The sequence below is a fragment of the Gephyromycinifex aptenodytis genome (assembly GCF_012277275.1).
Classification (GTDB): Bacteria; Actinomycetota; Actinomycetes; order Actinomycetales; family Dermatophilaceae; genus Gephyromycinifex; species Gephyromycinifex aptenodytis.
In genome coordinates, this window is sequence record NZ_CP051155.1 from 2,427,478 (window position 1) to 2,451,643 (window position 24,166).

Sequence of the window (24,166 nt, forward strand, 5' to 3'; positions counted from 1 at the left end):
CGATCAGCGCTGCGATCCGGTGCGGACCTCGCCGCCGGCCTCGATCCAGCCCAGGGTGCCTTCCATCACGGAGACGGCCGGGAGCCCTGCCTGGGATAGCACCTGTGCGCCCTGCAGGCTTCGCTTGCCGCTGCGGCAGACCACGTAGATCGGGTCGTCGCCGCTGGGCTGAGGGATCTCAGCCGTGCGGGCGGACAGCTGACCCAGGGGGATGTGCACGACGCCAGGAATGTGGGCCTCCTCGTACTCGTCCTGCTCGCGGACGTCGACGAGAACGGTGTCGGCGGTGCGCTGGTTCATGAACTCGGTAAGGGGGATCTCAGTCATGGTGTTCCTCGCTGTTTTGGGGGTGTGGGCCGATGATCGCCTGGTTCACTACCGAACTCCCGTCCGCGGCTGCGGTTATGGGGCAAGTCTCATTCTGCGAGCACCCTAATTAATACGTGCGGTCGGTGTTGGCTAAGGTGCTTAAGAAAGCAGTTGTGGACTCAAGACCTCCGTCTCGGGCCTCAGCAACTGCCGATGACGATTTTTCGTCGACGAGAGGAACACTATGGCTGAGTACACGCTTCCGGATCTGCCCTACGACTACTCCGCTCTTGAGCCGCACATCAGCGGCAAGATCATGGAGCTGCACCACGACAAGCACCACGCGACCTACGTCAAGGGTGCCAACACCGCGGTCGAGAAGATGGCCGAGGCTCGCGCTGACGGCACCATTGCCGACAAGGCACTGCTGCTCTCGCGCAACCTGGCCTTCAACCTGGGTGGGCACACCAACCACTCGATCTTCTGGAAGAACCTGTCACCGAACGGGGGCGACAAGCCCACCGGTGAGCTCGCCGCAGCCATCGATGAGTTCTTCGGTAGCTTCGAGCAGTTCCAGGCCCACTTCACCGGGGTCGCCTCGACGCTGCAGGGTTCCGGCTGGGCCATGCTCGGTTACGACCAGCTCGGCCAGCGTCTCCTCATCGAGCAGATGACCGACCAGCACGGCAACATCACCGCCGGCTTCGTCCCGGTCGTCATGCTCGACATGTGGGAGCACGCCTTCTACCTGGACTACCAGAACGTCAAGCCGGACTACATCAAGGCTTGGTGGAACGTCGTCAACTGGGAAGACGCCGCCGCCCGCTTCGAGGCCGCCCGCAGCGCCACGCCGCTGATCGGCTGAGCGAAGCAGAAGCACCGCTTCGGATAACGACGCCAGGGCCGGGTCACCACGTGGTGACCCGGCCCTGGCGCTGTCCCCTGCCGTCCCGCAGCCAACGGCTGGGTGGCGCCGCGGTCACCGGCGTCCCGCGGTGTTCCGCCGGGATGAGGTCGGCCCCGCGCCGGTACGCCGTTTCTCCTCCCAAGGCTGGTGCTGGGACAGACCGGGACGTTCACGCAGGCGCGGCTCAGCCGGGAATGGCCTGCGCGCGTTCCAGCGCGTCGCGCAGATCAGCGAGTAGATCCTCCACAGGTTCGATCCCGACGGAAAAGCGCAGCAGCCCCTCCCCGATCCCGGCCACCCGTCGAGCCTGCGGGGTCATCGAGGCGTGCGTCATGGTCGCGGGGTGGGCGACCAGGCTCTCGACCCCACCCAGCGATTCGGCCAGGGTGAAGCAACCGAGTCCGGTCACGAACGCCTCGACCGCCGGGTAGCCGCCGGCCAGGTCGCAGCTGACCATCCCGCCGAAGCCGTTCTGCTGCCGGGCAGCCAACTCATGCTGGGGGTGTGTGGCCAGCCCCGGGTAGTAGGTGTGCGCGACCGCGGGGTGCCCGGCGAACAACTCCGCCACCGCTCGCGCGTTCTTCTCGTGCGCGGCCATCCGCAGCGCGATCGTGCGTAAGCCGCGCAGCGTCTGCGAACTGTCGTAGGGGCTTCCGGTCAGACCCAACACGTTGGCCCACCAGGCGACCTCCTCAGCCAGTTCCGCCGTTGCGGACACGATCGCGCCTCCGACGACATCGCTGTGCCCGTTGAGGTACTTCGTCGTGGAGTGGATGACCAGATCGACCCCGTACTCCAACGGCCGCTGCAGCAGCGGAGAACAGAAGGTGTTGTCGGCTACGACCTTGGCCCCCACCGCGTGCGCGGCGCGAGTGGCAGCCTCGATGTCGCTCAGGCGCAGCAGCGGATTGCTCGGAGTCTCGATCCACACCAGCGCGGGGGTGTCCTGCGCGGCCAGGGCCGCCTTGAGTTGGCCCGGTTCGGTGAAGTCGACGGTGACCACGTTCAGGTGCCCCCGCTCGGCCAGGGAGTCGAACAGTCGCCAGGTGCCGCCGTAACAGTCGTGCGGGATCACCACGGAATCCCCGGCGCGGGTCAGGGTGTGCACGGCGCCGAGAGCGGCCGCAAGGCCTGTCGCGGTGACGGTCGCCGTTCCCGCCCCGCCCTCCAGGGTGCTGATCGCTTCCCCGAGGAGGTCGCGAGTGGGGTTGCCGCAGCGCGTGTAGTCGTAGGGGCGTTTGTCTCCCAGGCCGCGGAAGGCATAAGTGCTGGAGGTGTAGATGGGAGGGACCACAGCACCCTGAGCGGGGTCGGTGTTGATTCCGGTACGCAGACCGCGGGTCAGCGCTGAGATCGCGCGTGCTGGCTTGTGCTCGCTCATCGGTCGCCTTTCGCAGGGGCCGACAGCCTGGCCGAACCCCTGGACGCACCGGGCGACGCCTCAGCATCGCGCGACCATCTTCCGGTGGGCAGAGCCCGCCGCAGGAGTTGGCACCTTACCTGGATAGGTAGGCTGCCCCGGCGTCGCTGGGCCTGTCCCTCAGCCGGTCTGGATGGATGCCGACAACGGTACCGCAGCCCTGGCCGGGGGCTGTTCGGCAGTCAGTCCCGCGGGTCGGTGTGACCGCCAGCACGTTCGGCGAGAACCTGGGCAAGAAGATCTGGGCGATCGGAGACGATGCCGTCGACGCCGAGGTCGAGCAACTCATGCATCTGCTGCGGGTCATCGATGGTCCACACATGGACCTGCGCCCCGTCGCGATGGGCGTTACGGATGAAGGCGGGGGTGACCACGGTGAAGGTGAACGGGCCCACCGGCAGCCGGTGGGGAACTTGGTAGGCGCGGGCCGGAGAATGCACCAGGCGGGTGATCGCCGCGGGCAGCAGCCTGTTTGCGACCACTCCCAAGCGTCCCGCTGCGGTGGGAACCCGACCCCGGGTCAATGCCCGGAAGCGCCACAGGGAGCGGTCGGAGAAGGACCCGACGCACACCCGCTGACCCGCATCCATCTCGCGGAGCAGGGCCACCAGAGGTCTGACCGCCCGGGGTGCCTTGATGTCGATGTTGATGAAGGCGGGCAGGGCCAGGACTTCGGCCAAGGTGGGAATGGGTTCCCCGCCGATCCGGGCCTGGCGCACCTCGTGCAGGGTCAGATCGGCGACGGCGCCGCTGCGATCACTGACCCGATCCAGCCGCTCATCGTGCAGCGCCACCAGGTGACCGTCTGCCGTGGCGTGCACGTCGGTCTCCAGATGGGTTATACCGAGTTCGAGCGCGGCCTGGAATGCCGCCAAGGTGTTTTCCCGGCCCAGGTTGGGCGGATAAGTCGCGCCGCCGCGATGGGCGAAAGCCAACGGCGGATCAGCGAAGTAGGAATCAGGCGGCATCCGGTGGGCCATGGGCTGATCGTCGCAGAGACAGCCTCGCTGCGCTGGACCCGGCTCCAGACACGACAAAGGGCGCCCCTTGCGGGACGCCCTTCATACGTGAAGAGGGGTGACAACCAGTGAGAAAGCTCAGCTCAGCGGGTCGTCATGTGGTTGCGAGCCATGCCGCCGAGGCGGTAGTGCTCACCGGCGCCGAGCACGGAGCCGGCGTAGCGCATGTCGTCAACGGCGCTACGAAGCGTCCAGCCGGTCTGGCCGGCTTCGGACCGCAGGGAGAAACCCACTGCGGCCAGGATGGTCACGGCGGCGAAAACGGAGATGATGATGGCAGCGAACATGGGTGTACCCCCTCGGTTGAAATCTGGAAGCCGCAGACGCGGCGCCACGAGTGCGACGGCGGTGTCAGCGTTCTCTGTGGGTCGGACGATGCGCTGGTTGGGCGGTGCGTTCCTTCGAACTGCTACCCCCGCGACCTGCGCTGATTCCATTATGCGTGCTGCGATTAGTAAGCACAAATGAAAAAAAATGGCGTTTACCGTGTAGATTTACTACATGTTCGATCCCCGGCGCCTGCAGTGCCTCTATGCCGTCCACGTGCACGGCAGCGTCATCGACGCCGCCTTCGAACTGGGCATGACGGCCTCGGCCGTAAGCCAGCAGATCGGCAAGCTCGAACGCGAGGTCGGCGCTCTGCTGCTGGAACGGGCAGGGCGCGGGGTGGTGCTGACCGACGCGGCGCTGGTGCTGGTCGACGCGGCACGACAAATCGACGGCGTCACCGAACGAGCCCAAGCCCGCCTGGACGCCCTGCGCGACGACCTCACCGGCACCCTGCGGGTCGCCTCCTTCCCCAGCGCAATCCAAGCCCTGGTGGCCCCGGTGCTGGGTGAGCTCCGAGTGAGCGCACCGAACCTGCGGGTTCGCGTGCACGAGATGTTCCCCGACCGTGGCCACGACGCAGTGGTGGCCGGGCACGTCGACGTGGCGGTGGTGGACGCCTGGACGCACATGACCCCCTCGTTCTCGGCGGGGCTCGAGGTCACCGTGTTGCTTGAGGACCCCGTCGACCTGCTGCTGCCGGTCGGGCATCGGCTGGCAGATCAGGAATCGATCAGCGTGAGCGACCTGGTCGACGACATCTGGGTGGCAGACGACCGCGAAGGCTTCTTCCGCGCTTGGCTCATCAATCGGATGGGGCGGGTGCGCGGGCGTCCCCGCATTGATTTTCGAGTAGATGAAGCGCCTGCTCAGGTGGCGCTAACCTCGGCCGGGCTGTGTGTCGGGCTGATGCCGCGTCTGGGCCTGGTGGAACTGCCGGATACGGTGCGCCTGGTGCCCATCGAGGGCGAGGCGCCTTCGCGTCGTATCTTCGCGCTCTCTCGCGAGTCCTCCAGTCGCCGACCCGCCGTCGCGCACATCGTGGAAGCCATGCGCACCCTGCTGCTGTGAGGACGAAGTCACCAATTCCTCAGTGGATCAGCCTGACTGGCGCCGCCGATCAGGAGCGCCCGCGCAGACTGAGCGTCCCTGCCAACCTCGGTTTTGGCTACGGAGCAGTAACGCGCGCCGATCTGCTGCGCGGTCTAGGTTGAGCCTGTGGACCCCCTGAGTCAACTCCTCAACGACGGACACAACGACCGCCACGAGGTGGTGAACGCCCGGTTCACCGCGCCATGGGCGCTCACCGGCGGGGCTGGAGCCAGGCTGGTCGCCGTGGTAGTCGCCGCGGGTCAGGCCTGGTGTCACGTGCCCGGCTCGAACCCGGTGGCCCTCACCAAAGGTGACCTGGTCCTGTTGCACCGCACTTCCTACGCGATCGGCAACGATCCTCGGCCACCGACCAGGATGGCCGAGTGCGCAGCCTTGAGCGTCACAGGTAGCTCGCTGCAGGGGCCCACCCGGATCATCGCCGGCCAATACTCGACCTTCCCGGAGAACGGGGCCGCGCTCAGCGCCGATCTGCCGTCCTGCATCTACCTGTCGGCCGCCTCATGGGAGCCGCAACTGCTGCCCATGCTGGTCAACGAGGCCTCCCAGATCACCCTCGCGCAACGTTCGGTGTTGCGGCGCCTGCTCGACCTGGTGCTCGTGGAGGCCTTGCGGGAGTGGTGCGAGTCATCCCCGGCGCGCGGGCAGGCCTGGCTGCGGGCCGCATGGGATCCGATCATCGGTCCGGTGCTGAGTCTGATGCATGACGACGTCGCTCACCCCTGGACGATTCACGAGCTTGCCGAGCAGGTCGGCTGCACCCGGGTCAGCGTCGCCTCCCGCTTCCATGCTCTGGTGGGGCAGCCGCCGCTGACCTACCTGGCGCAATGGCGGCTCAACGTGGCGGCCGAGCTGTTGGAGAACACCGACAAGACCGTAACCGCCATCGCGCGCGAGGTCGGGTTCACAGATCCGTTCCGATTCTCCGCAGCTTTTGTGCGTCGCTACGGGTGTTCCCCGGCGCGCTATCGCCTGGGTGGCTCGTCGACCAGCGCGCAGGCCTGAGCCCGCTACTCGACGGGGCGAGGGGCCTGGCGGTAGTGGTTAGCCAGGTGCGCTTCGACCTCGCTGCTACGCACCGAGCGCGGCACCGGGATCTGGTGCACCACAGTCGTGTCGTCGCAGTTCCGGGCTGCTGACATCGCCGCAGGCTCGGTAGCGAACCAGCACCACCCGGTCAGGGAGAGCCGCTGGCCTTCCTCGCCAGGGGCGAAATGCTCCACCACCCAGACCGGCCGCGATGGTTCGCTGGGGTTGAAACCGCGTGGGCTCTCGTGCACGATCCGCGAGGCCAGCGCCGAGACCTCGTCAGCCTCGTTCACCTCACGGGTGGCCGCAGCCTCGAACGGGTGCGGTAATTCGATGAGGTCCGCAGCGACCTCGCGTGCCTCGTGCATCGTCTCTGCGTCGATGGGCTCGCGCATGGATCTTCTGCAACCCTCTCCTACAACCGCGGTGTCCGACGCAGGCGTACGCCTGGGTCGCTCGTCCAGGTCATCGTAGACACTTCGATGACCTCACGACGCGGCGTCCCCCTAGCGCTCCTGGGTCGGCGGGAGCAGATGGATCATCTGGCCCTGGTCGCTGTCGCGCCGCACGACGGCCCCGGCTGAGGTCACCGCTTCGGGGAAGGCATCGGTCGCCAGGACTCCGCGTTCGATCGCCGGGCCGGCCACCACGGCTTCACCGTCGATGATGCCGACGGCGCGGTCGTCGCCGACGTGTACCGTGCGCCATTGGCCCAGGTCAGCCACCCTCCCGTTCTCGATGTCGACCAGGGTGCGGCCCAGGATTCCCCAGGTGCCGCTGGGGGAGGGAATCCAGGCGTCCTGGCCGGTGGGCACATAGGGGGCCCGAAAACTGACGAGCACCTCCCCGTCTCGGTCGGTGTGCACGACGAGGTGGGGTCGTTCGGTGTCATCGGGTGGGTGCACGGTGATGATCGAGGAGCCGCCGTAGCCGCTGACCTTGGTCGGGGCCCCCACCGGTTCGGTGCGTTCCCACGTCCCGGGAAGGCCGGGGGGTGTCCCCGGCTGCAGGTGCCACCACCCCTTTGGGGAGGCAGCAGTGATCCGACCATCAGCGCGCACCGCCAAGGGGTAAGCCCCGGCGGGCACCGCGGTGCGTTGCAACCCCTGGGCGGTGACAGCAGCCACGGTGCTGGCGTCCAGACCTACCAGCGGCGAATGGCCGTGATAGCTGAGGCCGGCGCCAGGGGGCAGATCAATCCCGCCCGGCTCGCCGTCGTTGAAGGACCACCACAACAGGCGATCACCGACCCGCACCGCCAGCACGTCAGCCCGCTCGATATGGGTGCGGTGCAGACCGCCGGAGATGCGCCCCTGGGGTAGCCGGGCCGACCAACGGGCGCGCCCGTCGACGGCGTCGGCCAACACGAGCTGGCGATCGGTGGTGACGAAGGCGACGCTGTCCTTGTCCGTCACCGCAGCGCCGGCCTCCGGATCTAGCGGCCCGGCGGCCCAGCGGGCAGCGCCGGAGAAACCTACCGGCGCCGCTTCGGGGAAGGCGGCTTGTTCCCCGGTGAGCAGCGGGTGTTGCGGGCTGGCCTTGTTTCCGGTGGAGCTCAGAACGGCAAGCGCAGCGATCACCACGATGGTGACCACGAGCAGCACCGTCATCGTGGTGTGTAACCCGTGGCCGAGGTCGCTGCGGGTGCCGACCCGCGCTCGCAGCCGGGACAACAAGACCGGCCCGCCAGTGCGGGCGGTGCCGATGCCCCCAGCGAGCCCGTCGCCGCCAGCTGAGTCGCTGCTGGGGATCGGGACGGCGGGATCAGTGCTGGCGGTCGGTCTCGGGAGTCTGCGAGCTGGGCGCCGAGAGGTGGACGCAGGCGGGACTGCCTCGGCGCCCTCGGTCAGCGCCGAGGGGTCCAGCGCGGTCGGGCCCACCGGAACCTGCTGCGGCACCGTGAAGGCAGGAGCCGGCGCGTAGCGCCCCCCGCCCGGGGTTTCCGCATCGGGCCAGACACCGAACTCATCCGGCTTCGGCGGATCCTCGCCGACTACATCCACGTGCCCGTCCGGGTGGACGAGCAGATGCAGCACGGCACCGGAGACACCGCGCGCGGCCACCGGAATCGGATCCACGCCGCCGCCTTGGGTCGCCAGCTTGGCGCATCGGCCTGCGATGATCCGCAACGCCGCCTCACGGGGGCTCTCCCCGAGCATCGGCACCACTCGCTCGCCGCCGATGAAGGCTTGTTCTTCGCCGCTGCCGTTGATTTCGAAGGCGACCGCAACGACGGGGCGCTGCGCAGCGCTGCCCGCCTCGGGGCGAGGTGTTCGGCGCACCTGTCAGTGGCTCCGGTGGAACAGCGCACGGTAGGCCTCATCGGCCGGGCGGCCCTGGGCGTAGGCCGGAGCGGTGTAGGCGTCGTAGGCCAACGCGCCCTTCTCGGCGGTGCGGGCCAGCCAGTCGTGCATGTTCTGGACATAGGCTGCGTTGGCCAGGGAGGTGGGCACAGAAGGGTGAATGCCCCACTGCGACACAGCGATCCTCTTGCCGTTGCGCGCCGCGAAGCCGGCCCAGTAATTGAGACCGAAGTCACCGTTGACCTGCTGCGCCCACGGCTGGATGTCCAGGGCTTGCACTCCCACCACGTCGACGACGTCCGCGCCCGGCCAGGCCCGAAGCACGCTGTCCTGGGGCATCCCCGCCCGCGAACCCAGGCTTACCGTCCACTGCAGTTGCGCCTGCGGGAGGGCCTTCTTCACCGCGCCCGCCGCGCGGCGATAGCAACTGGCGAAGGCGGCGGGGTCGGCGCTGAAGGGGCGTCCCTCGACGTTCATCCCGGCGCCGATTTCGACAACGGGTGACTGGATGCCGGCGGCGGCGATGCGGGCCGCGAAAGAGTCCCACGCCTGGTCGTACTCACCGTTGACGCACTGCTGCAGCGAGGCACCGTGCTCGGGCAGGAGCGGCGCCGAGATGACAGCGCGCCCGCGGGCGGTGGGGAGGCGATCAACGACCTCGGCCTGCCTGAGGGAATCCCAGGAGGGAGCCTGGACGGTGGCCACGACGACATCGTTGGGGCGTCCGGGGGCAGCGGCGGGTGAGTCGACCCGCAGGTGGGTGCCGCTGGCCCAGGTCGAGCCGGCTCGCGGGGAGGGCACATCCGGGTAGAGGGCAACGGTGGAAGCCGGCGAACCCGAGGGCGGCGGTAGCGAGGGGGTGCTCACCCCACCGGGGGCGGGTCGTCCCGGACCGGCCACCCGTTCGGAGGTCATGGGGTTGCTCACCAGGGGCAGCGCCAGTTTGCGCGACCCGACCCGGGTTGTGCCGCGCTGCGGCATCTCGGGTGGGCGCCGGGTCGTCGAGGCCGAAGCGCTCGGCAATTCGGTCGGATGCTGCGTGATTACGGTCTGCGGCGCGGCGCCCTCGGAAGGCGAGCCGGTGAACGGCTGGCTCGGTGAGGTCGGCGCCCAGGTCGGGGTGGCAGATGGCAGCCAAGGCAGGGAAGGGTGGTGCGAGGTGGCCTTGGGCGGCGCGGGCGGGTCTGCGGGCGCCGTTGAGGTCGTGGGCGTGGATCGCGGCGGTGTCACCGGCGTGGAGGGGCGGTCGTTGGAGTGGCCCTCGGACACCTGCTGGGTGGGCTGAACCGGCGGCGCCGGCTTAGCAGTCCCGGCGTCGTGCCCGAAGGGGCGCCCGGAGTCGTGCTCGGAGGGGGAATCGGGACGGGCAGGGGCCTTCTTCGTCGCTTTGCCCGAGGCGGGCTTCTTCTTCGGCGGCGTCGTGGAGCGCTCAGGCGCGCTCGTGGCGGCACGCTGGGGACGCGAGGGGGTCGCAGTCGCGGTGGGCCGGTCGTGCGGCGTGCCCAGGATGCGTTGCAGATCGCGCAGGATGCGCTCGCCCAGGCTGTCCTCGCTCGGGCTGGCGGTGCCGGATGTGGGCTGCTCGGGTTTGCCGGTTCCATGTGGGGTGTCCGCGGGTCTGTCGGTGGCCTCGGGGCCGAGCGGCCCCGACTTCTTCTCCTCGGCGGTGCTAGCCGGTGCGGGTGTCGGTGTCGGTGCCGGTGCCGGTGCGGGTGCCGCGGTGCTTACTGCTGTCGGGGTGGTCTCGGCGGGTCTGGGTGCCCCTTGACGGGGCTTGCCCAGGTTCGGGAAACGCGCCCCGGGCAGCTTGGGGCGGCTCGAGAGTGCGCCCGGCCCGGTCGTGTGGACCGGAGCGGACGGGCTTAGCGGCGCTGCCGGGTCCATCGGGGTCGCCGGAGCGGTCTCGGCAGGGGCGGTTACCGCGGGAGTAGCTTGCTCCAGCGATGCCCACAGCCTGGACGGCGCGGCGGGCCTGCCGAGGTCTGGGCTCGTCGCCGGAACGCCGACCCCGGGAACGGGCGGGGCTGCTGGTTTCGGGCTGACCGGCCCGGTAGCCCCGACCTGGGTGCCGGGGGCGTTCGGTCCTGGCGTCTTCGGCTTGTGAGATACCGCTTTGGTTTCGGCCGTTTCTCCCGCTTCCCCTGGTGAGGGCGGTGGGATGAACAGGGTGACTTCGTCACGAGCAGGCACAGTGATTGTCGGCGCAGCACTGTGCGCCGAGTCCGCCGAGCCGAGGTCCGCGCGGGCCGGGGCGGTCGCAGCGGAGTACGGCTGCCGGGACGCAGGCGTGCCGGTCGGTGCCGGTTCGGACGCCCCATGCTCCGCCGGCGAGTTCACTGCCGGCGCGTCGGTGGGGGAATCGGCTGCAGCAGTGGCTGTGACCGGGTGGGGCTGCCTCGGGCCGGACGGCAGGGGCGGGGCGCTCACCTGGCCAGTGGGCACGGGGACGGGCTCGACCGGGGGCTCCTCGGCAGGGACGGAGCCGGTGGGCATCGATGCACCGGCTTCGGTGGGTGCCGGGGCAGCGGCCTGGACGGGTGCAGGCCCAGTGAGGACTGGGTCGGCAGCAACCGGGTTGCTGCTCGCAGCCTCCGCGGGCGCAGCCTGGGAGGCCGTAACAGGCGGCGGGTTGTCGGGGGCGGGCTCAGCAGCAGTCTGCGGTGGCATCTCAACCTCGGCGCGGTCAGCTTCGTTCGCGACCGCCGGCTCGCTCTGCTGGGCTGCGCCCAGGTCTGCGTTGTCCGCGGCGACGTTCGGTGCCGCAGCAGCCCATGCCTGCGGTGCGGGTTCGGCATGCGCGCCGCCTGGAGCGGCCGCAACCAGCAAGGTCAAGGTCGCGCCCAGAACCTGCTGACTGCGGTGGGATCGAGGGGTGGGACGGCGGTGTTGAGGGGTGTAAGTCACAGGAAATCCTCGAGGAGGATGGATACGAAAGTGTCTATACACGCACCCTACCTGCGGATTGTCGACCCACACGGGGTCTGTGGACAGACGAGGAGTTCCGCGCGAGAAGTCCTCGCCCACAGCGGCAATCGCTGCTGGGGCTCGATCATCGGCACCCCCGGAGTGGGGTTGGGACCGAAGCAAAGGTGAGGTTCGGCGGCGTTGGGTGGGGGGTGCGTGCAGCGAGTTGGTGCTTACAAGTAAGGCCGAAAACGGGTGCGAACGGCTTCCCGGGTCGGGTGGTGACCGTCTTTGGTGGTGATGGCATCGGCGATCTGCTGAAAGCTCAACCCGCGGCGTCGCGCATCCCGAACACCCTGTTTGAGCCGGGCGTCGTTGCCGCTGCGGTGCGCTGCCTCGTCGAGTGCGCTCAGTCGGCGTTGGATGCGTCGAACGAGATCGCGTGGGACTTCGCGGCTTTCCCGTTCGCTCAGCCAGCGCTCGATCTCTTCGACATCCCATAGCGCCCGGCGCCGCCAGCGCTGCTGCACCGGGGCGGGCATCTGTCCGCGGCTCGACATCGCTCGGATCGTCGAGGCGGGCACACGCTTCTTGCTGGTCAGCGCCGCGAGCCGGGCCGCGATCTGCTCCGCGGTACACAGCCCGGGTGGCTGCTCGTCCAGGGGGGAGGGTGTCGGGGTGATCTCATCTGTCACGTCGGCAACTCTTTCCCTCGGTGTCCGGGAAAAGCCTACGTGGCCGTGGGGCCACGCCCGCGGCGAGGCGCCTGCACCGCGCGGGTTTGTCGGAATTCACCGGTGCGCTCGTGCCGACCCCGCGTGCACATCGCCGCCGGACCCGTGCCGAAAGCTGGCGGGCCATGCCCAGTCGTACCCTCGAGCGGACACTGTGTAGACACTTGCCTGAGTCGAGTGGCTACACGGTTGCTTAGCGGGCCGGTTGGGGTCGCTCCCGGAAGAACATCACGTGAATTCCGTCTCCTCGCATGGTTGGCCGTTGAACGGACCGCCTTTCGCCCAGATCTGTGCAGCTCGATGTGCCCAATTCACTACATTCGGCAATAAATTCAGGATATTTCTGGCCTGCCTCGTGTTATTTGGGCTGCCTCTGACTGTTATAACCGGCGGTTGTGTATCGCGTCTCAAAGAGAGGTTTTCGTGCTTTCTCGCCTTGACGTTGGCAGCGTTCAACTAAAGACTTCCGGTCGTTTCCCTCAGTGAATGGAGAGTCAGTTGGCCGGTTCGTCTCCACCCGACGTCGGGGTTCTCGAGGCCACCAGGGTGGCGTCTGTGCGCAACCTCGATAAGGCGCCTGCGTGCAGCTCGCCGCTGCTCGGGCTTGCTCCAGCGGACTGGACCCCAGAGCAGGAGGCTGATCGAGTGCCGCCTGCCCTGGCAGCGATCTGCGCCTCCTGCCCTGTCGCAGCCGCATGCCTGCTCGATGCCGTTCGGATGAACGACGTCGGTTATCGCGGCGGCACCACCACTCGCGAGCGTCGCCGGATGTTCCCGGGCCTGCGCCTGGCTCGCAGAGAAGAGTTGGACCAGGATGGGCGTTCCCCGCGTCATGCCAGAGGCGAGGGGAGCCTGGCTTGCTACCGTCGCGGCTGCCGCTGCGATGAATGCCGTTCGCACAACGCCGCCGCCCGCAGGCGCGAACGTGCCCGGGCCTCATGAGTTCCACCCGTCATCCATCGTCCATAGGGGGCGCCGTGTCTGATCCATCCGCACCGCGGGGGTGGGCAGAGCCCATCCCAGTCAAGACAGCCAACCCGCGCCCGGCTCCCGATGCCGCCCGCGCCCACCTGGGGGTGAACCCGGGGCAGGTGCGTGCGCGTCCCCCGGCCCCGGTCGAGCAGGTCCCGGTGCAAGAACCGGCCCCTGCCGCCGGTACGGTCGCCCCCACCGGAGTAGGCCAGTCCCAGACCGGGCAGCCCGCCCGCGCCCGCAGCGCCGAAGAGCGCGCTTGGCAGGCCGAGCCCACGCACATCGTGGATGAGCCGATGATCCGCCCCAGCAGCCCCCGGCCGCGCAGCGGGTGGCGAGCCTTGGCCTACGGGGTCACCGGCGGGCTGTGGAACCCCGGGATCAGTGCCAAGGAAGAGAAGGTGCGCGAACGCGAACGCCAGATCGCCACGCAGCTGCGCGGACGCCATGTGACCGCGTTCTTCTGCCTCAAGGGAGGTATCAGCAAAACTTCCACGACCGCAGCGACCTCGATCGCCCTGTCGGATCTGCGACCTGACCCGGTCTTCGCAATCGATGCCAACCCTGATGCCGGGGACTTGGCCGAGCGGCTGCTGGGCGGCCGACTCTCCGGCATCGCAGCCCTGGCCGCGCACATCGACCAGATCGACAGCTTGGAAGCGCTCTCGCGCTACACGGCCACCACCGGCCGGCTGACGGTGCTGCCCGGCGAGCCCAACCCCATCCTCGGCGATTCGATCAGCGCCGACGATTTCGAACGAGTGATGCGCGTCGTACAGCAGTACTACTCGTTCGTGCAGGTGGACTGCGGCACGGGGGTCACGCACCCGCTCATGGAGGGGGTGCTGCGCTTTGCGGACACCGCCGTCATCCCGGCCGCGTGGTCCATCACCGGCGCCAAACGGGCTGGGGAAACCATCGAATGGCTGCTGGATCACGGGTTCGAGAGCCTGGCCAAGTCGAGCATCGTGGTGCTGACCGCCAAGGACATCGTCAGCTCTGCCGTCAACAAAGAGGCGGTGATGTCGTACTTGTCGCGGGCCGCCGACGTGATCGTGGTGCCGGCCGACCCGCACGTGGCTGACGGTGCCCTTATCGAGTGGGAAGCGTTGCAACCCAAGACTCAGGAGGCCTACCTGGATATCGCGGCCGCCATCACGCGCCGGTTCGACACCCGTCGTTTCCAGGGGCGTTGAGGGCCTTCTGAGGCGTTCGCCACATCGCTCGGCAGTCTTTGACAACTGTTCAGTAACATGTGGTGAACGCACTTCGGGGGGAGATCCAGCGTGATGACATCGGTGAGGTTGCGGACAGGCGAAATCAGCGTGTCACGAGCCATTTTCGGTTCGGCTCCAGACGGGCTGGCCGTCCTCGGCCTGACGATCCAGCAGCCGTCGCCGCTGGGAGACTCGGTGCTGGAGCACCTGTGCGGTCGCGGTTTCACCAGCGGCCGCGACGAGGATCAGGTTGACCTGCCGGACGCTTCGGGCACGGTTGAGTTGAGCCTGTGCCCGCAGGCACTGGTGATCACCCGACTGGCGCCGCTGGGCCCTGTTCCCTGGATCACGCTGGGGGAGGGTGCGCCGGCGGACTGGCGCCAGACGGCGCTGGGCGACCGGAACGTGCTGCTGCTGATCGCCCCTCATGATGCGCAGCTGTCCAGCTGTGACGTGGAAGCTGTCGAGGCCCTGCTCGACAGGGTCATTCGAGGCCTGGCCGCCGCCTGCCTGGTGCCGGTGGTGGATGGCATCTCGTGGTCTGGGGCCGTCCGTTAGGGTGAGGGCGGCGTCGGGGGGCCGCGCGGTCCTTCGACGACCGCTGAGATGACCCCCCGCGAGATGAGGAGCGCCCATGTCCGACCCGGCTAAGCAGATAGCCGCATGTTCGGACGCAGGCGTTCGGGAGCCGCGACATGAAGATGCGCTCCCCGGAGAGCTCAAACCGTTGCCGTGGGTACCTGACCGAGGACCGATCACCGATGCTGAAGCGCTCGGGGTAGCCCGCCGGCGGCGGCGGGTGGAACTCGCGGGCCAACCCAAGACCACCGGTCAACGAAGCGGTGTCCCGCAGGAGTTGCCTGCCGACTCCTCCCCGAAGAAGGCGGCGGTGTTCCGGCTGCCGGCCCGGGCGATGGCCATTGCGCACGCCCGCGCCGAGATGGAAGGGGTGCCGCTGACGGCGGTGCTGGAAGAAATGCTCGTCGCCTATGCCGGAGGCGCCCCCCAGAACCCGGAAGAGGTTCAGCAGCGCCTTCGCGCTGCCGGCCATCTGCGTCAGCGGCGCTGAGACCCGCCCGAACTCACTTGCTGCTGCTCGCAGCGGCCTCGGGCTTGGTCCACCAGTTCTTGAGGTGCTCCTGGTAGGCCTGCTGCGCCTTCGGGTTCTGCGACAGCGAACAGCGGCAGTATTCCTCCCGCTCGTCGAAGTAGGTGTCGAAGGCCATGATGTCGGCGTTGTCCCGCATCCAGCCCATGACCGCGGTGATGTAGGCAGGGTTGTCGCCCCCGGAATCGGGGCTGCCGGCGATGACGCCCCACTCTGGTACCGAGAACATCTTGCCGTGATCGCGGGCGAACTGGCCCCAGAAGTCCCAGCCGCCGGGCTGGGTCTTGTGCTTCTGCCAGGTCGCCTCGTTGTACGGGGGGTTCCAGTCGTAGGCGTCGATCCCGATGATGTCCACGACGTCATCGCCGGGGTAGGCCATCGTCGCGTCCGGCAGGCTGTTGCCCTTGCCCTCGTTGACGTTGAAGACGATGCGCAACTCGGGGCCACCCTTGCGCAGGGACTGTGCCGCGTGGCGGAAAGCCTGCTTGAACTGCTCCACGTTGTCCGGGTTGGCAGACCAATGCCAGTTGTTGATGTTCATCTCCCAGCCGGGACGTACGTAGGAGTCCGGATACCGTTCGGCGATGAGTTGGCCGAGCTTGATCCACTGCTCGTTGTAATTACCGGCAGCGGCCTCTTCCATCGAACCGTCTTCCGGGAAGAGTGGGACCGCGACGTTGAGCTTGCCGGTGAAACCTTCGGGGATGGTCGAGGGCGAAAGCCACCAGGTGCCGTGAATCTGCTGCCAGCTGTCACGGGTCGGGGCTACCCCCAAAACGTCCAGCGGGGCCTGGCGCATCTGCGCGAACGCCTTGGAGTAGTCCGCGTCGTGAGTGAAGACGCCGCTGTCCCACTTCAACCCGCTGGACATGCCGTGCCCGGGCGGGCCTTGGGTGGGAGTCGGTGTCGAGGTGGTGCTGGCGCTGGGTTCCGGCGGCGTGGCCGGTGCGCTGCATGCTCCCAGGAGCCCGGCCAGAGCGAGTGTGGCCACCACCACCACGCTGCTGCGTGCGCGACGTCGGACGGACATGAATTCCCCTCTGAGTTCTGGTGGAGGCCCCCTTCGGTCACGCCCCCTCGGCGGAGTTTACGCGAACGGTGGCAACGGCTGCGCCGACCTCGGGATGGATGCGCAGCCCAGCCCGATCCACGGACGCTGGCGCTCAGGCGTGGAGAACCCGACATGGGGGTATAGAGCCGCCAGGCTGATAGATGCCTGAGTCGCCACCCTCTACTGGTTTTCGGAGTCACCATGATCACCGTTCGCCGCAGCACGAGCGCTACGCCGGAACAGGTTTGGAGCGTCATCGCCGACGGGTGGAGCTACCCGTCGTGGGTGGTCGGAGCATCCCGGATGCGCGCTGTCGAGTCGGAATGGCCCGCGGTGGGCAGCCGGATCCATCACTCCGTCGGCACCTGGCCGCTTCTGCTGAACGACGAGACGGTGGTGCAGGAATGTGAGCCAGGTCGCCGGATCGTCCTGATCGCCAAGGCCCGTCCCTACGGCAAAGCCTGGGTAGAGATCGAACTGAGCCCGCAAGGCCAGGGCACGATGGTGCAGATGCGCGAAGACGCCTCCGCGGGTCCGGCCAAGCTCATGCCCAAGCCGGCCCGGCAGGCCGCGATCGGGCCGCGCAACGTCGAGACCTTGAAGCGTCTGCTGCTGCTGGCCGAGCGCCAAAGCACCCCTTGATATCGCGGCGCGCCGGCCAGGCGCGCCCGCGACCGCTCGTCCGCCCCGAGCCAGAACAGAGGCCGGGGCGGGCGGCTTCAGCGGCCAGGTGAGCCCAAGCCGGGCGGCAGTCGGCGATCGTCGGCATAGAGGTGATGCAACGCGGCCAGGGACAGCTGCTTGACCGGGCGGCCCCACCAGCTCTGATCCGCCAGCGCAGCGCGAGCCGCGAGGTAACCGCAGCCGCCGTGCACGCCGCCGCCGGGATGGATGGCGGCGCTACCCAGATAGAGCCCCTCGATGTGGGTGCGCGGCCCGCCCAACCCGGTGACCGGCCGCCACAACGCTTGCTGGAAGAGTTGCTGGGTACCGCCCCCGACGCCGCCCTGGCCGAGGTTGGGGTCGCCGGCCTCCAGGTCTGCCGGCGTCTGGTCCCAACGGTCGATGACCAGATCCCGCCAACCGGGAGCGAACGCATCCAGCATGGTTTCGCTGGCGTCGGTGAGCCGGGCGGCGTTTTCGGCGCTGGGTTGTTCGCGCGGCAGGTGGGTGTAGAGCCACAACGCTTCGCTGCCCGCCGGTGAGCGGCTCGGGTCGATCGTCGACATCTGCCCCACCAGCGCGAACGGGCGCTGCGGAATCTTACGAGCACCCAACTCGGCGGCCCAGGTAACCAACCCCGGCACGTCCTGACCTACATGCACCACGCCCGCCCCGCGAGCCGCCTCCGCCGTCCACGGCATCGGGGCACTGAGCCGGTAGTTGAGTTTGAGAGTGGGCAGGTCCCACAGGAAACGCTCCATTCGGGCGGACAGTCCGGCCGGGACGCTCTTGGCCGGTAGGAGCCGACCGTAGAGGTCGGGGGCGCTGGTGTCGGCGATGACGGCGCGCCGGGCCCGGATGCGCTGCCCATCGCTGGTCACCACCCCGTGCACGGTGTTGCCCTGCACGGTGATCCGCTGCACCGCGACCCCGGTGTGGATCTGCGCCCCGGCGGCCTGCGCGCGACGTTTGAGGGCCAACGCCAGTTCCCGGGTGCCGCCCTTGGGGGAGGGGAAGCCGGCGTCTTGGGCGAGCATCGTCATCAGCCAGCCGAACATGCCGCTCACCGGTGCTTCGAGGGGGATATCGGCGTGCATCGCGTTTCCGGCGATCAGTTCGCGCCCGGCCTGCCCCCGGAAGAGCTCCTCGCCCATGCGGTGGGCGGGCAGCAGCAGGAACCGGACGAAGTCCGGCAGCGCGCCGGCGCCTACTCGGGCGAGCACCTTCGCCGAGGCCGAGACCGGCGGCCACTGGGTGAGGATGGCCTCCAGCAGGGGGTCGCGCAGCCGTTGCCAGTCCTGGACCAGGCGCAGCCAGGTCTGCCCGTCTTCGGGATGGTCCTCGGCCAGGCGTTGGGCCGTCAACTCGGGGTCGGTGAACAACGCGGCTCCCCGCTCGTCGCCGGGTTGGCCGACGTGAGCCAAGACCCGCTCGGCGCTGGCCCATTCCAACCCGTGGTCGCCCAGTTCCAGCGCGCGCAGCACCGGTGAGGCGACGGCAAGCGGGTGGCAGGCGCTGTGGGTGTCCATGATCCAGCCGTCCACATCGCGAGAGCCGACGGCGCCACCGACCTCGTCCTGACCTTCGAACAGGAGCACGTCCCATCCGGCGTCCGCCAGGACGGCGGCGGTGACCAGTCCGTGATGGCCACCACCCACGACCACGGCGTCCACAGTCTGCGTGGGCACGCTCGCCAGCGGCGGGCGGGCGGGAGATCGGAGGATGTTGCGCAGGGCCATGTGTCCATCGTGGGGGTTAGGGCCCACCTCGGCATCCCGTGCGGGCGATCAGGGTTGGGCAACGACCCGAACGGGGGTGGCTGCGGGCCCGTCGACGAGCCGCCGAAGCAGGTATTCGGCCGGACCGCGGCGCCCCCGCGCCTCAAGCGCGGCGGCCCCGGCCAGGGTCGACAGCCAGGTCAGAAACGCGATGACTGCTGCCGGTGCACTGCTGAGGTCCCGGCCCAATCCCAGACCCCAGGCGCTCATCAGTGGTGCCAAGATCACCGATTGGGCCAGATAGCCCGACAACGACCGGCGCCCCAACGCCTGCACCGCCCACCCCAGCCGGGAATCTGGCCCCACCACGTAGTGCCCGAGCAGGGCGAAGATCGCGACGTAACCGAGGCCGCCGAACAGCCCGGTACTCATCTGGACCATTCCGTAACCGGACTTCAGGGTCTCCGGAAGCAGGATGAACCCGGCCAGGTGTGCCGCCATCGGCAGGGCGCCGAGCACGCCGAGTCCGCCGCCGAAGACAGCCGTGGCCCATAACAACCGCAGGTGCGCGTGCGGCCGTTCCAGAATCCGATGCCGGGCCGCCAACCAGCCGAGCAGGACGCTGCCCGGGATGACGAAGAACAGGGCGCTGATCACCGTGGCGAACAGCCAGAACAACAGCCGCGGCCCGATGGAGGCCAGATAGCTCGATTCGCTGACCCCGGCCGGCAGCAGGCTCATGGGGGACGGCGTGCCGCCCGCACCCGCTGTCTCGGCCTGGGCTGCCTGGACAAAGCTGTCGGTGCCCACCGCGAACACGGTGAGCCCAAGCAGGCCTGTCACAAGCAGCGCCACGCACCCGATGACCACCCGGTCTGAGTGCCGGAACAGCAGCGCCACCAGGATCAACGCGCACAATCCGTACGTAGCCAAGACGTCGCCGGTGAACAGCAGGGCCGCGTGTGCCAGCCCGAACAGCATCAGGCACAGGTGCCGTAGCCGTAGCCGCCGCATCGCCTCCGGCAATGGCAGGCCGCGGCACAGGCGGGCCTGGACGAACTGCACCATTCCGTATCCGAGCAGGAAGGCGAACATCGGGTACACCCGCATGTCGATGGCGGTGATCGTGGCGAATTGGACGATGACGTCCCAGCGCGATTGCGGCGCCGGGTGTCCGGTGAAGGGGTCCGGTGCGGTGCGCCACAGGAACGCAGGGATGTTGGCCCACGCGATGAGCAGCAGCATCATGCCGCGGGCCAAGTCCGGAGTGCGCAGCCGGGAGGGGATGGCCCGGTCACCGGATAAGGAACTGTCCATCTGATTCCCATCGCGTCGTGACCGGTCATTGCCGTTGTTCGGGTCGGGTAGCAGCGGGGCGGCAGGCGCTGGCTCCACCGGCCCCAGGTTGGTCCCCTATTCTGGCTGGTATGCCGTATCACCATCCCCGCTGGGGGCAAAGTACCAGGGGGAGTCACCTGTGACGGAAGCACTTGTGCTAACCGGGTGCGTCATCCTTCTCATTGCTCTCAACGCCCTGTTCGTGGCTGTGGAGTTCAGTTACCTGACCGTCCACCGAGGCACCATCGAGCAGGCGGCTGAGGAGGGCGATGCCCGGTCCGGACGGGTTTTGGCCCACCTGCGCACGCTCTCCAGCCAACTGTCGGGTGCACAGTTGGGGATCACCGTGACGAGCCTGGTGATCGGTTTCATCGCCGAGCCGTCCCTGGCCACCTTGATCCGGGCCGGCATCGGAGAACTGGGGGTAGGCGCGGCAGTGCCTACCGGCGTTTCGGTCACGGCGGCGTTCATCATCGCGACGTTCTCCCAGATGGTCTTCGGTGAACTCGTCCCCAAGAACTGGGGCATCGCCGAACCGGTGCGGGTGGCCCGCCTGGTCGTACTGCCGCACACGCTGTTCATGGCCATCTTCGGCTGGTTCGTGCACCTGCTCAACGGCGCCGCCAATGCCGTGGTGCGGGCGCTGGGCTTCGAACCCACCGAAGAGCTGAACAATGCGCGCACCGCGGAGGAACTCTCCGCGGCGGTGCGCCACTCCGGGCGCGAAGGCACCTTGGAGAAGGGGACCGCCGAGCTGGTGGCCAGGTCCATCGAGTTCGGGGCTCGAACCGCCGGAGAAGTGATGCGGCCGCGGCCGCGGGTGGACTTCCTGGACGCCGAAGATCCCGTGTCCGAGGTTGTCGCCACCGCGATCCGCACCGGCCACTCCCGCTTCCCGGTCACCGGGGAGGACGTCGACGACATCGTCGGCCTGGTGCACGTCAAACAGGCTTTCGGGGTGCCCTACGAGCAACGCGGACAGAAGGCGATCCGCGACATCCTCGTTCCGGCACCGGTGGTGCCCGAGTCGATGACGCTGGACCCGCTGCTGAGTCGGTTGCGTGAGCCGGGGTTGCAACTGGCTGTTGTCGTGGACGAATACGGCGGCACCGCGGGCATCGTGGCGCTAGAAGACCTCGTCGAGGAGATCGTCGGGGAGATCAAAGACGAGCACGACCAAGAGGCCCTTCCCTACCGTAAGCAGGGGCGCGCCTGGCTGGTGTCGGGGTTGCTGCGTCCCGATGAGCTCGGTGAGCTGTTGGAACTGGAGCTGCCCGAGGGTGAAGAGTCCGACACCCTGGGTGGTCTGGTCACCGAACGGTTGGATCGTCTGCCCGAGCCGGGCGAGCGGATCACCCTTGAGGCCCGCGACGAAGTGAACCGCAATGAAGAGGGGATCCCGACCGCGGCGCAGGTCGACATCGTGGTGCTGTCACTGGAGGGGCATCGCGTCGACCGGTTGCGGGTGGTACCGCGCCGGCCGCACGCGCCGGTGGCCACCCGGGCCAGCATCCGTCAGAACCGCCAAGAGGGGCAGACCCAATGAGTTCCACGACCTCTCTGCTCATCCTGGTGCTGTTGTTGTTCCTCAACGCCTATTTCGTGGCCGCCGAGTTCGCGCTGGTCTCGGCCCGCCGCGACCAGATCGAACCTAAGGCGAGCACCGGCTCCTGGCCGGCGCGGGCGACGCTGCGCGCCATGGAGTCGGTATCGCTGTCGATGGCCTGTTGCCAACTGGGGATCACGGTCTGCTCGTTGGGTATCGGAGCTGTCGGTGAACCGGCGATCGCGCACCTGCTGGCGATCCCGTTTGCAGCGGTGGGCCTGCCGGAGGCTCTGGTCCATCCCGTGGCTCTCGTGCTGGCGCTGGTGATCGTGGTGTTCCTGCACATGCTTCTGGGCGAGATGGTTCCCAAGAACATCACGCTGAGCGGGCCTGACCGAGCCGCATTCCTGCTCGGCCCGCCGCTGTATGTGCTGTGCCAGTTCCTGCGCCCGATCGTGTGGATCATGAACGGCACCGCCAACCTGGTGTTGAAAGCCATGCGGGTCGAGCCTCGCAATGAGGTCAATGCCGCGTTCACCAACGAGGAACTGCGCGGTTTCGTCGCCGAGTCCGGTCGGGAGGGTCTGCTCGACGAGGATGAGTTGCGGCTGCTGCAGGGGGCCTTGGAGTTCGAGACCCTCACCGCCGGTCAGGTCTGTATCCCCGCCGAAGAACTGGTCACGGTGCCGCGGGGGGTGACGGTCAGTGAGCTCGAAGAGCTTTCGGCCCGCACCGGCTTCTCGCGTTTCCCCGTCGAGGTGCAGGGCGAACTCATCGGCTACGTGCATTTGAAGAATCTGCTCACCACCCCGGCGCACGAGCGCGATGCGCCGGTTCCAGATACCGCGATCGTCGCCCTGGGTGAGGTGCAGGCCAGCGACCGGCTGCGCGCGGTGATCGACCGGATGCAGGAACGTAGCCACCACCTGGCCCGCGTGCAGGGGATGCAGCGTCCCGGGCATCACGTCGTGACGTTGGAAGATGTGCTCGAGGAATTGGTCGGTGAGGTGCGGGACGCGACGAGCGTGTCGCGCGAGGACGAGCCGGTCTAATCGCGCGGCTGCCCGCCGGCCGGCGGCAGGGTCGGTGCTCCCCCAGCGGTGGCAGCGGTGGCTGCTGTCGTCGCGGTTGCGCCCGAGGGCGTCGCCGTCGGGAAGGGCAGCACCATCTGCATCCGGGCGCCCGGTTCCTGGGGCGTCGCGGGTTCGCTGGGGGGCGCCGCGATGTTCTCCGGGCGGCTGGCGATGACGTAGTTCAGCCAGCCTGCCTGCCGGTCACCATCGACGAGCACCGCTTTGAGCAGCAGCGTTGCCGGCAGCGCCAGCAACGCGCCCAGCGGGCCGAGCAGCCAGGTCCAGAACAACAGCGAGATGATCGCGACCGTGGGGGTGACCCCGATGGCGTCACCGGCCACCTTGGGTTGGATGAGGGACTGGATGACGAAGTTGAGGACGCTGTAGGCCAGCACGACGGCGATAGCGGTGGTGGGGCCGCGGTCCAGCAGGGCCAGCAGCGCCGGCGGGACGACGCCGATGACGAAGCCGATGTTGGGGATGTAGTTCGTCAGGAACGAGACCACACCCCAGACCAGCGCCAGCGGTACCCCGAGGTAGAGCAGGACCCAGACGTCCAGCACGGCCACGATCAGCCCGAAGGCGGTCGTCACCACCCAGTAGCGGCGCACCCCGTGGGCGAAGTCGCTCACCGTGGCGGCTACCCGCGGGTGGGTGGTGCGCATGGCATCCAGGCGAGCGCCGAACCCGATCATGTCCATGGTGATGAAGAACAGCACCGTGATCAGGACCAGCAGCAGCGAGACCACGCCGGTGAGGTTGGACAGCACTCCTTGCAGCAGGCCCAGCCCTTGCTGGGCCAGGTTCTGCCACTGGGTGGCGGCGGCGTCCTGCATGGTGTCCAGGATCTGTTGCTGAGTGATCCCCTGTGCCTCCAAGGCCGACATGGCATCGGCGTACATCCGCTCGAATTTGGGGATGTAGCGGGGCATCTCCAACACCAGAGCGGAGATCGACCAACCGAGCACGACGAAGAAGGCGAGCAGGGCAGCGATGACGAGCAGACCGGTCAGCGTCGCGCTGATCACCGCCGGCACCCCGCGCCGACGTAGGCCCGTGTTCAAGGGGTAGGAGGTGATCGCCAGGTTGATGGCTAGGAAGACCGGGGCGGCGATGTGGCCGACTGCGTGGAGACCCGCCATCGCCACGACCAGCGCCGCCATGCTCAGGCTGACTGTGAGGTGGTGCGGCAGGTGGGTCCGGACGGTGGGTAGACCGCTGGCGTCGCGCGCCAGGGCCGGGGCCTCCGGTGGTGGAGGCGGGACGACCGGACCTTCGGGGATCCGGGCGGCCAGTTCGGCTACCCATTGCGGGGGACGCCTGTGCAGCGAAGGCAGGGGCGGCAGCGCCGGTAGCGACGGCAGGTGAGGACGCCGCGGTGTCTTCACGCCGTACTCCTTCCGTGCCGGGGGCTGGTC

At 68.4% G+C, this 24,166-nt stretch carries 22 protein-coding genes and 1 riboswitch; of the genes, 10 read left to right on the plus strand and 12 right to left on the minus strand.

Going from position 1 to position 24,166, the window contains the following annotated elements:
* Positions 1-3: 3 nt before the first annotated feature.
* On the minus strand, positions 4-327 hold the full coding sequence (locus G9V96_RS10445) for a rhodanese-like domain-containing protein (protein ID WP_168582969.1): 324 nt from the start codon (positions 325-327) through the stop codon (positions 4-6).
* A gap of 226 nt (positions 328-553) precedes the next feature.
* Between G9V96_RS10445 and G9V96_RS10450 the strand changes: the two genes are divergently transcribed.
* Positions 554-1,174, plus strand: a complete 621-nt coding sequence (locus G9V96_RS10450) for a superoxide dismutase (RefSeq protein WP_168582970.1) — start codon at positions 554-556, stop codon at positions 1,172-1,174.
* A 226-nt stretch (positions 1,175-1,400) separates the two neighbouring features.
* Here G9V96_RS10450 and metB read toward each other — a convergent pair whose 3' ends face one another.
* The 3 genes from metB to G9V96_RS10465 all read right to left on the minus strand — a co-directional run bounded on the left by metB (position 1,401) and on the right by G9V96_RS10465 (position 3,942).
* On the minus strand, positions 1,401-2,597 hold the full coding sequence (gene metB / locus G9V96_RS10455; protein WP_168582971.1) for a cystathionine gamma-synthase: 1,197 nt from the start codon (positions 2,595-2,597) through the stop codon (positions 1,401-1,403).
* Positions 2,598-2,668: 71 nt separating this feature from the next.
* Positions 2,669-2,776, minus strand: a riboswitch (SAM riboswitch).
* A gap of 42 nt (positions 2,777-2,818) precedes the next feature.
* Positions 2,819-3,616 (minus strand): glycerophosphodiester phosphodiesterase, encoded by a 798-nt coding sequence (locus G9V96_RS10460; RefSeq protein WP_226913272.1) that lies wholly within the window; start codon positions 3,614-3,616, stop codon positions 2,819-2,821.
* 122 nt (positions 3,617-3,738) lie between these two features.
* Complete coding sequence (locus G9V96_RS10465) at positions 3,739-3,942, minus strand: hypothetical protein (RefSeq protein WP_168582972.1); 204 nt, start codon at positions 3,940-3,942, stop codon at positions 3,739-3,741.
* Positions 3,943-4,156: 214 nt separating this feature from the next.
* On the opposite strand from G9V96_RS10465, the gene G9V96_RS10470 reads away from it, so the two are divergent.
* On the plus strand, positions 4,157-5,053 hold the full coding sequence (locus G9V96_RS10470) for a LysR family transcriptional regulator (protein WP_168582973.1): 897 nt from the start codon (positions 4,157-4,159) through the stop codon (positions 5,051-5,053).
* A 147-nt stretch (positions 5,054-5,200) separates the two neighbouring features.
* Entirely contained in the window at positions 5,201-6,097 is an 897-nt protein-coding gene (locus G9V96_RS10475) for an AraC family transcriptional regulator (RefSeq protein ID WP_168582974.1), read from the plus strand.
* 5 nt (positions 6,098-6,102) lie between these two features.
* On the opposite strand, the gene G9V96_RS10480 is transcribed toward G9V96_RS10475, so the two are convergent.
* The 4 genes from G9V96_RS10480 to G9V96_RS10495 all read right to left on the minus strand — a co-directional run bounded on the left by G9V96_RS10480 (position 6,103) and on the right by G9V96_RS10495 (position 12,023).
* Positions 6,103-6,516 carry a hypothetical protein gene (locus G9V96_RS10480; RefSeq protein ID WP_168582975.1) on the minus strand — a complete coding sequence of 138 codons (414 nt, stop codon included), beginning with the start codon at positions 6,514-6,516 and terminating at the stop codon, positions 6,103-6,105.
* A gap of 111 nt (positions 6,517-6,627) precedes the next feature.
* Positions 6,628-8,403, minus strand: coding sequence for a hypothetical protein (locus tag G9V96_RS10485; RefSeq protein ID WP_168582976.1), 1,776 nt, complete (start codon positions 8,401-8,403; stop codon positions 6,628-6,630).
* Between the two features lie 3 nt (positions 8,404-8,406).
* Positions 8,407-11,328 carry a glycoside hydrolase family 26 protein gene (locus tag G9V96_RS10490; RefSeq protein WP_168582977.1) on the minus strand — a complete coding sequence of 974 codons (2,922 nt, stop codon included), beginning with the start codon at positions 11,326-11,328 and terminating at the stop codon, positions 8,407-8,409.
* A gap of 233 nt (positions 11,329-11,561) precedes the next feature.
* Positions 11,562-12,023 carry a helix-turn-helix transcriptional regulator gene (locus G9V96_RS10495; protein WP_168582978.1) on the minus strand — a complete coding sequence of 154 codons (462 nt, stop codon included), beginning with the start codon at positions 12,021-12,023 and terminating at the stop codon, positions 11,562-11,564.
* Positions 12,024-12,548: 525 nt separating this feature from the next.
* On the opposite strand from G9V96_RS10495, the gene G9V96_RS10500 reads away from it, so the two are divergent.
* The 4 genes from G9V96_RS10500 (at position 12,549) to G9V96_RS10515 (ending at position 15,320) form a co-directional block, all read left to right on the plus strand.
* Positions 12,549-13,004 carry a WhiB family transcriptional regulator gene (locus G9V96_RS10500; RefSeq protein ID WP_168582979.1) on the plus strand — a complete coding sequence of 152 codons (456 nt, stop codon included), beginning with the start codon at positions 12,549-12,551 and terminating at the stop codon, positions 13,002-13,004.
* Positions 13,005-13,039: 35 nt separating this feature from the next.
* Positions 13,040-14,230 carry a MinD/ParA family ATP-binding protein gene (locus tag G9V96_RS10505; protein ID WP_226913273.1) on the plus strand — a complete coding sequence of 397 codons (1,191 nt, stop codon included), beginning with the start codon at positions 13,040-13,042 and terminating at the stop codon, positions 14,228-14,230.
* Positions 14,231-14,359: 129 nt separating this feature from the next.
* Entirely contained in the window at positions 14,360-14,809 is a 450-nt protein-coding gene (locus tag G9V96_RS10510) for a hypothetical protein (RefSeq protein WP_168582980.1), read from the plus strand.
* A gap of 76 nt (positions 14,810-14,885) precedes the next feature.
* Entirely contained in the window at positions 14,886-15,320 is a 435-nt protein-coding gene (locus G9V96_RS10515) for a hypothetical protein (RefSeq protein WP_168582981.1), read from the plus strand.
* 13 nt (positions 15,321-15,333) lie between these two features.
* On the opposite strand, the gene G9V96_RS10520 is transcribed toward G9V96_RS10515, so the two are convergent.
* A complete protein-coding gene (locus tag G9V96_RS10520; RefSeq protein WP_168582982.1) occupies positions 15,334-16,389 on the minus strand; it encodes a glycoside hydrolase family 26 protein in 1,056 nt (351 codons plus the stop codon).
* Positions 16,390-16,611: 222 nt separating this feature from the next.
* On the opposite strand from G9V96_RS10520, the gene G9V96_RS10525 reads away from it, so the two are divergent.
* Positions 16,612-17,052 carry an SRPBCC family protein gene (locus tag G9V96_RS10525; RefSeq protein WP_168582983.1) on the plus strand — a complete coding sequence of 147 codons (441 nt, stop codon included), beginning with the start codon at positions 16,612-16,614 and terminating at the stop codon, positions 17,050-17,052.
* Positions 17,053-17,129: 77 nt separating this feature from the next.
* Here the strand turns inward: G9V96_RS10525 and G9V96_RS10530 are convergent, their stop codons facing one another.
* Both G9V96_RS10530 and G9V96_RS10535 read right to left on the minus strand, forming a co-directional pair.
* A complete protein-coding gene (locus G9V96_RS10530; protein WP_210424385.1) occupies positions 17,130-18,812 on the minus strand; it encodes a phytoene desaturase family protein in 1,683 nt (560 codons plus the stop codon).
* A 48-nt stretch (positions 18,813-18,860) separates the two neighbouring features.
* Positions 18,861-20,108: a DUF418 domain-containing protein gene (locus tag G9V96_RS10535; RefSeq protein ID WP_168582984.1), complete on the minus strand. Its 1,248-nt coding sequence runs from the start codon at positions 20,106-20,108 to the stop codon at positions 18,861-18,863.
* Positions 20,109-20,268: 160 nt separating this feature from the next.
* Here G9V96_RS10535 and G9V96_RS10540 point away from each other — a divergent pair, with 160 nt between their 5' ends.
* Both G9V96_RS10540 and G9V96_RS10545 read left to right on the plus strand, forming a co-directional pair.
* Positions 20,269-21,675, plus strand: a complete 1,407-nt coding sequence (locus G9V96_RS10540) for a hemolysin family protein (RefSeq protein WP_168582985.1) — start codon at positions 20,269-20,271, stop codon at positions 21,673-21,675.
* Positions 21,672-22,727: a hemolysin family protein gene (locus G9V96_RS10545; protein ID WP_168582986.1), complete on the plus strand. Its 1,056-nt coding sequence runs from the start codon at positions 21,672-21,674 to the stop codon at positions 22,725-22,727. The genes G9V96_RS10540 and G9V96_RS10545 overlap by 4 nt, the downstream gene beginning before the upstream one ends.
* On the opposite strand, the gene G9V96_RS10550 is transcribed toward G9V96_RS10545, so the two are convergent.
* Positions 22,724-24,136: an AI-2E family transporter gene (locus tag G9V96_RS10550; protein WP_168582987.1), complete on the minus strand. Its 1,413-nt coding sequence runs from the start codon at positions 24,134-24,136 to the stop codon at positions 22,724-22,726. The genes G9V96_RS10545 and G9V96_RS10550 overlap by 4 nt on opposite strands.
* Between the last annotated feature and the right edge of the window lie 30 nt (positions 24,137-24,166).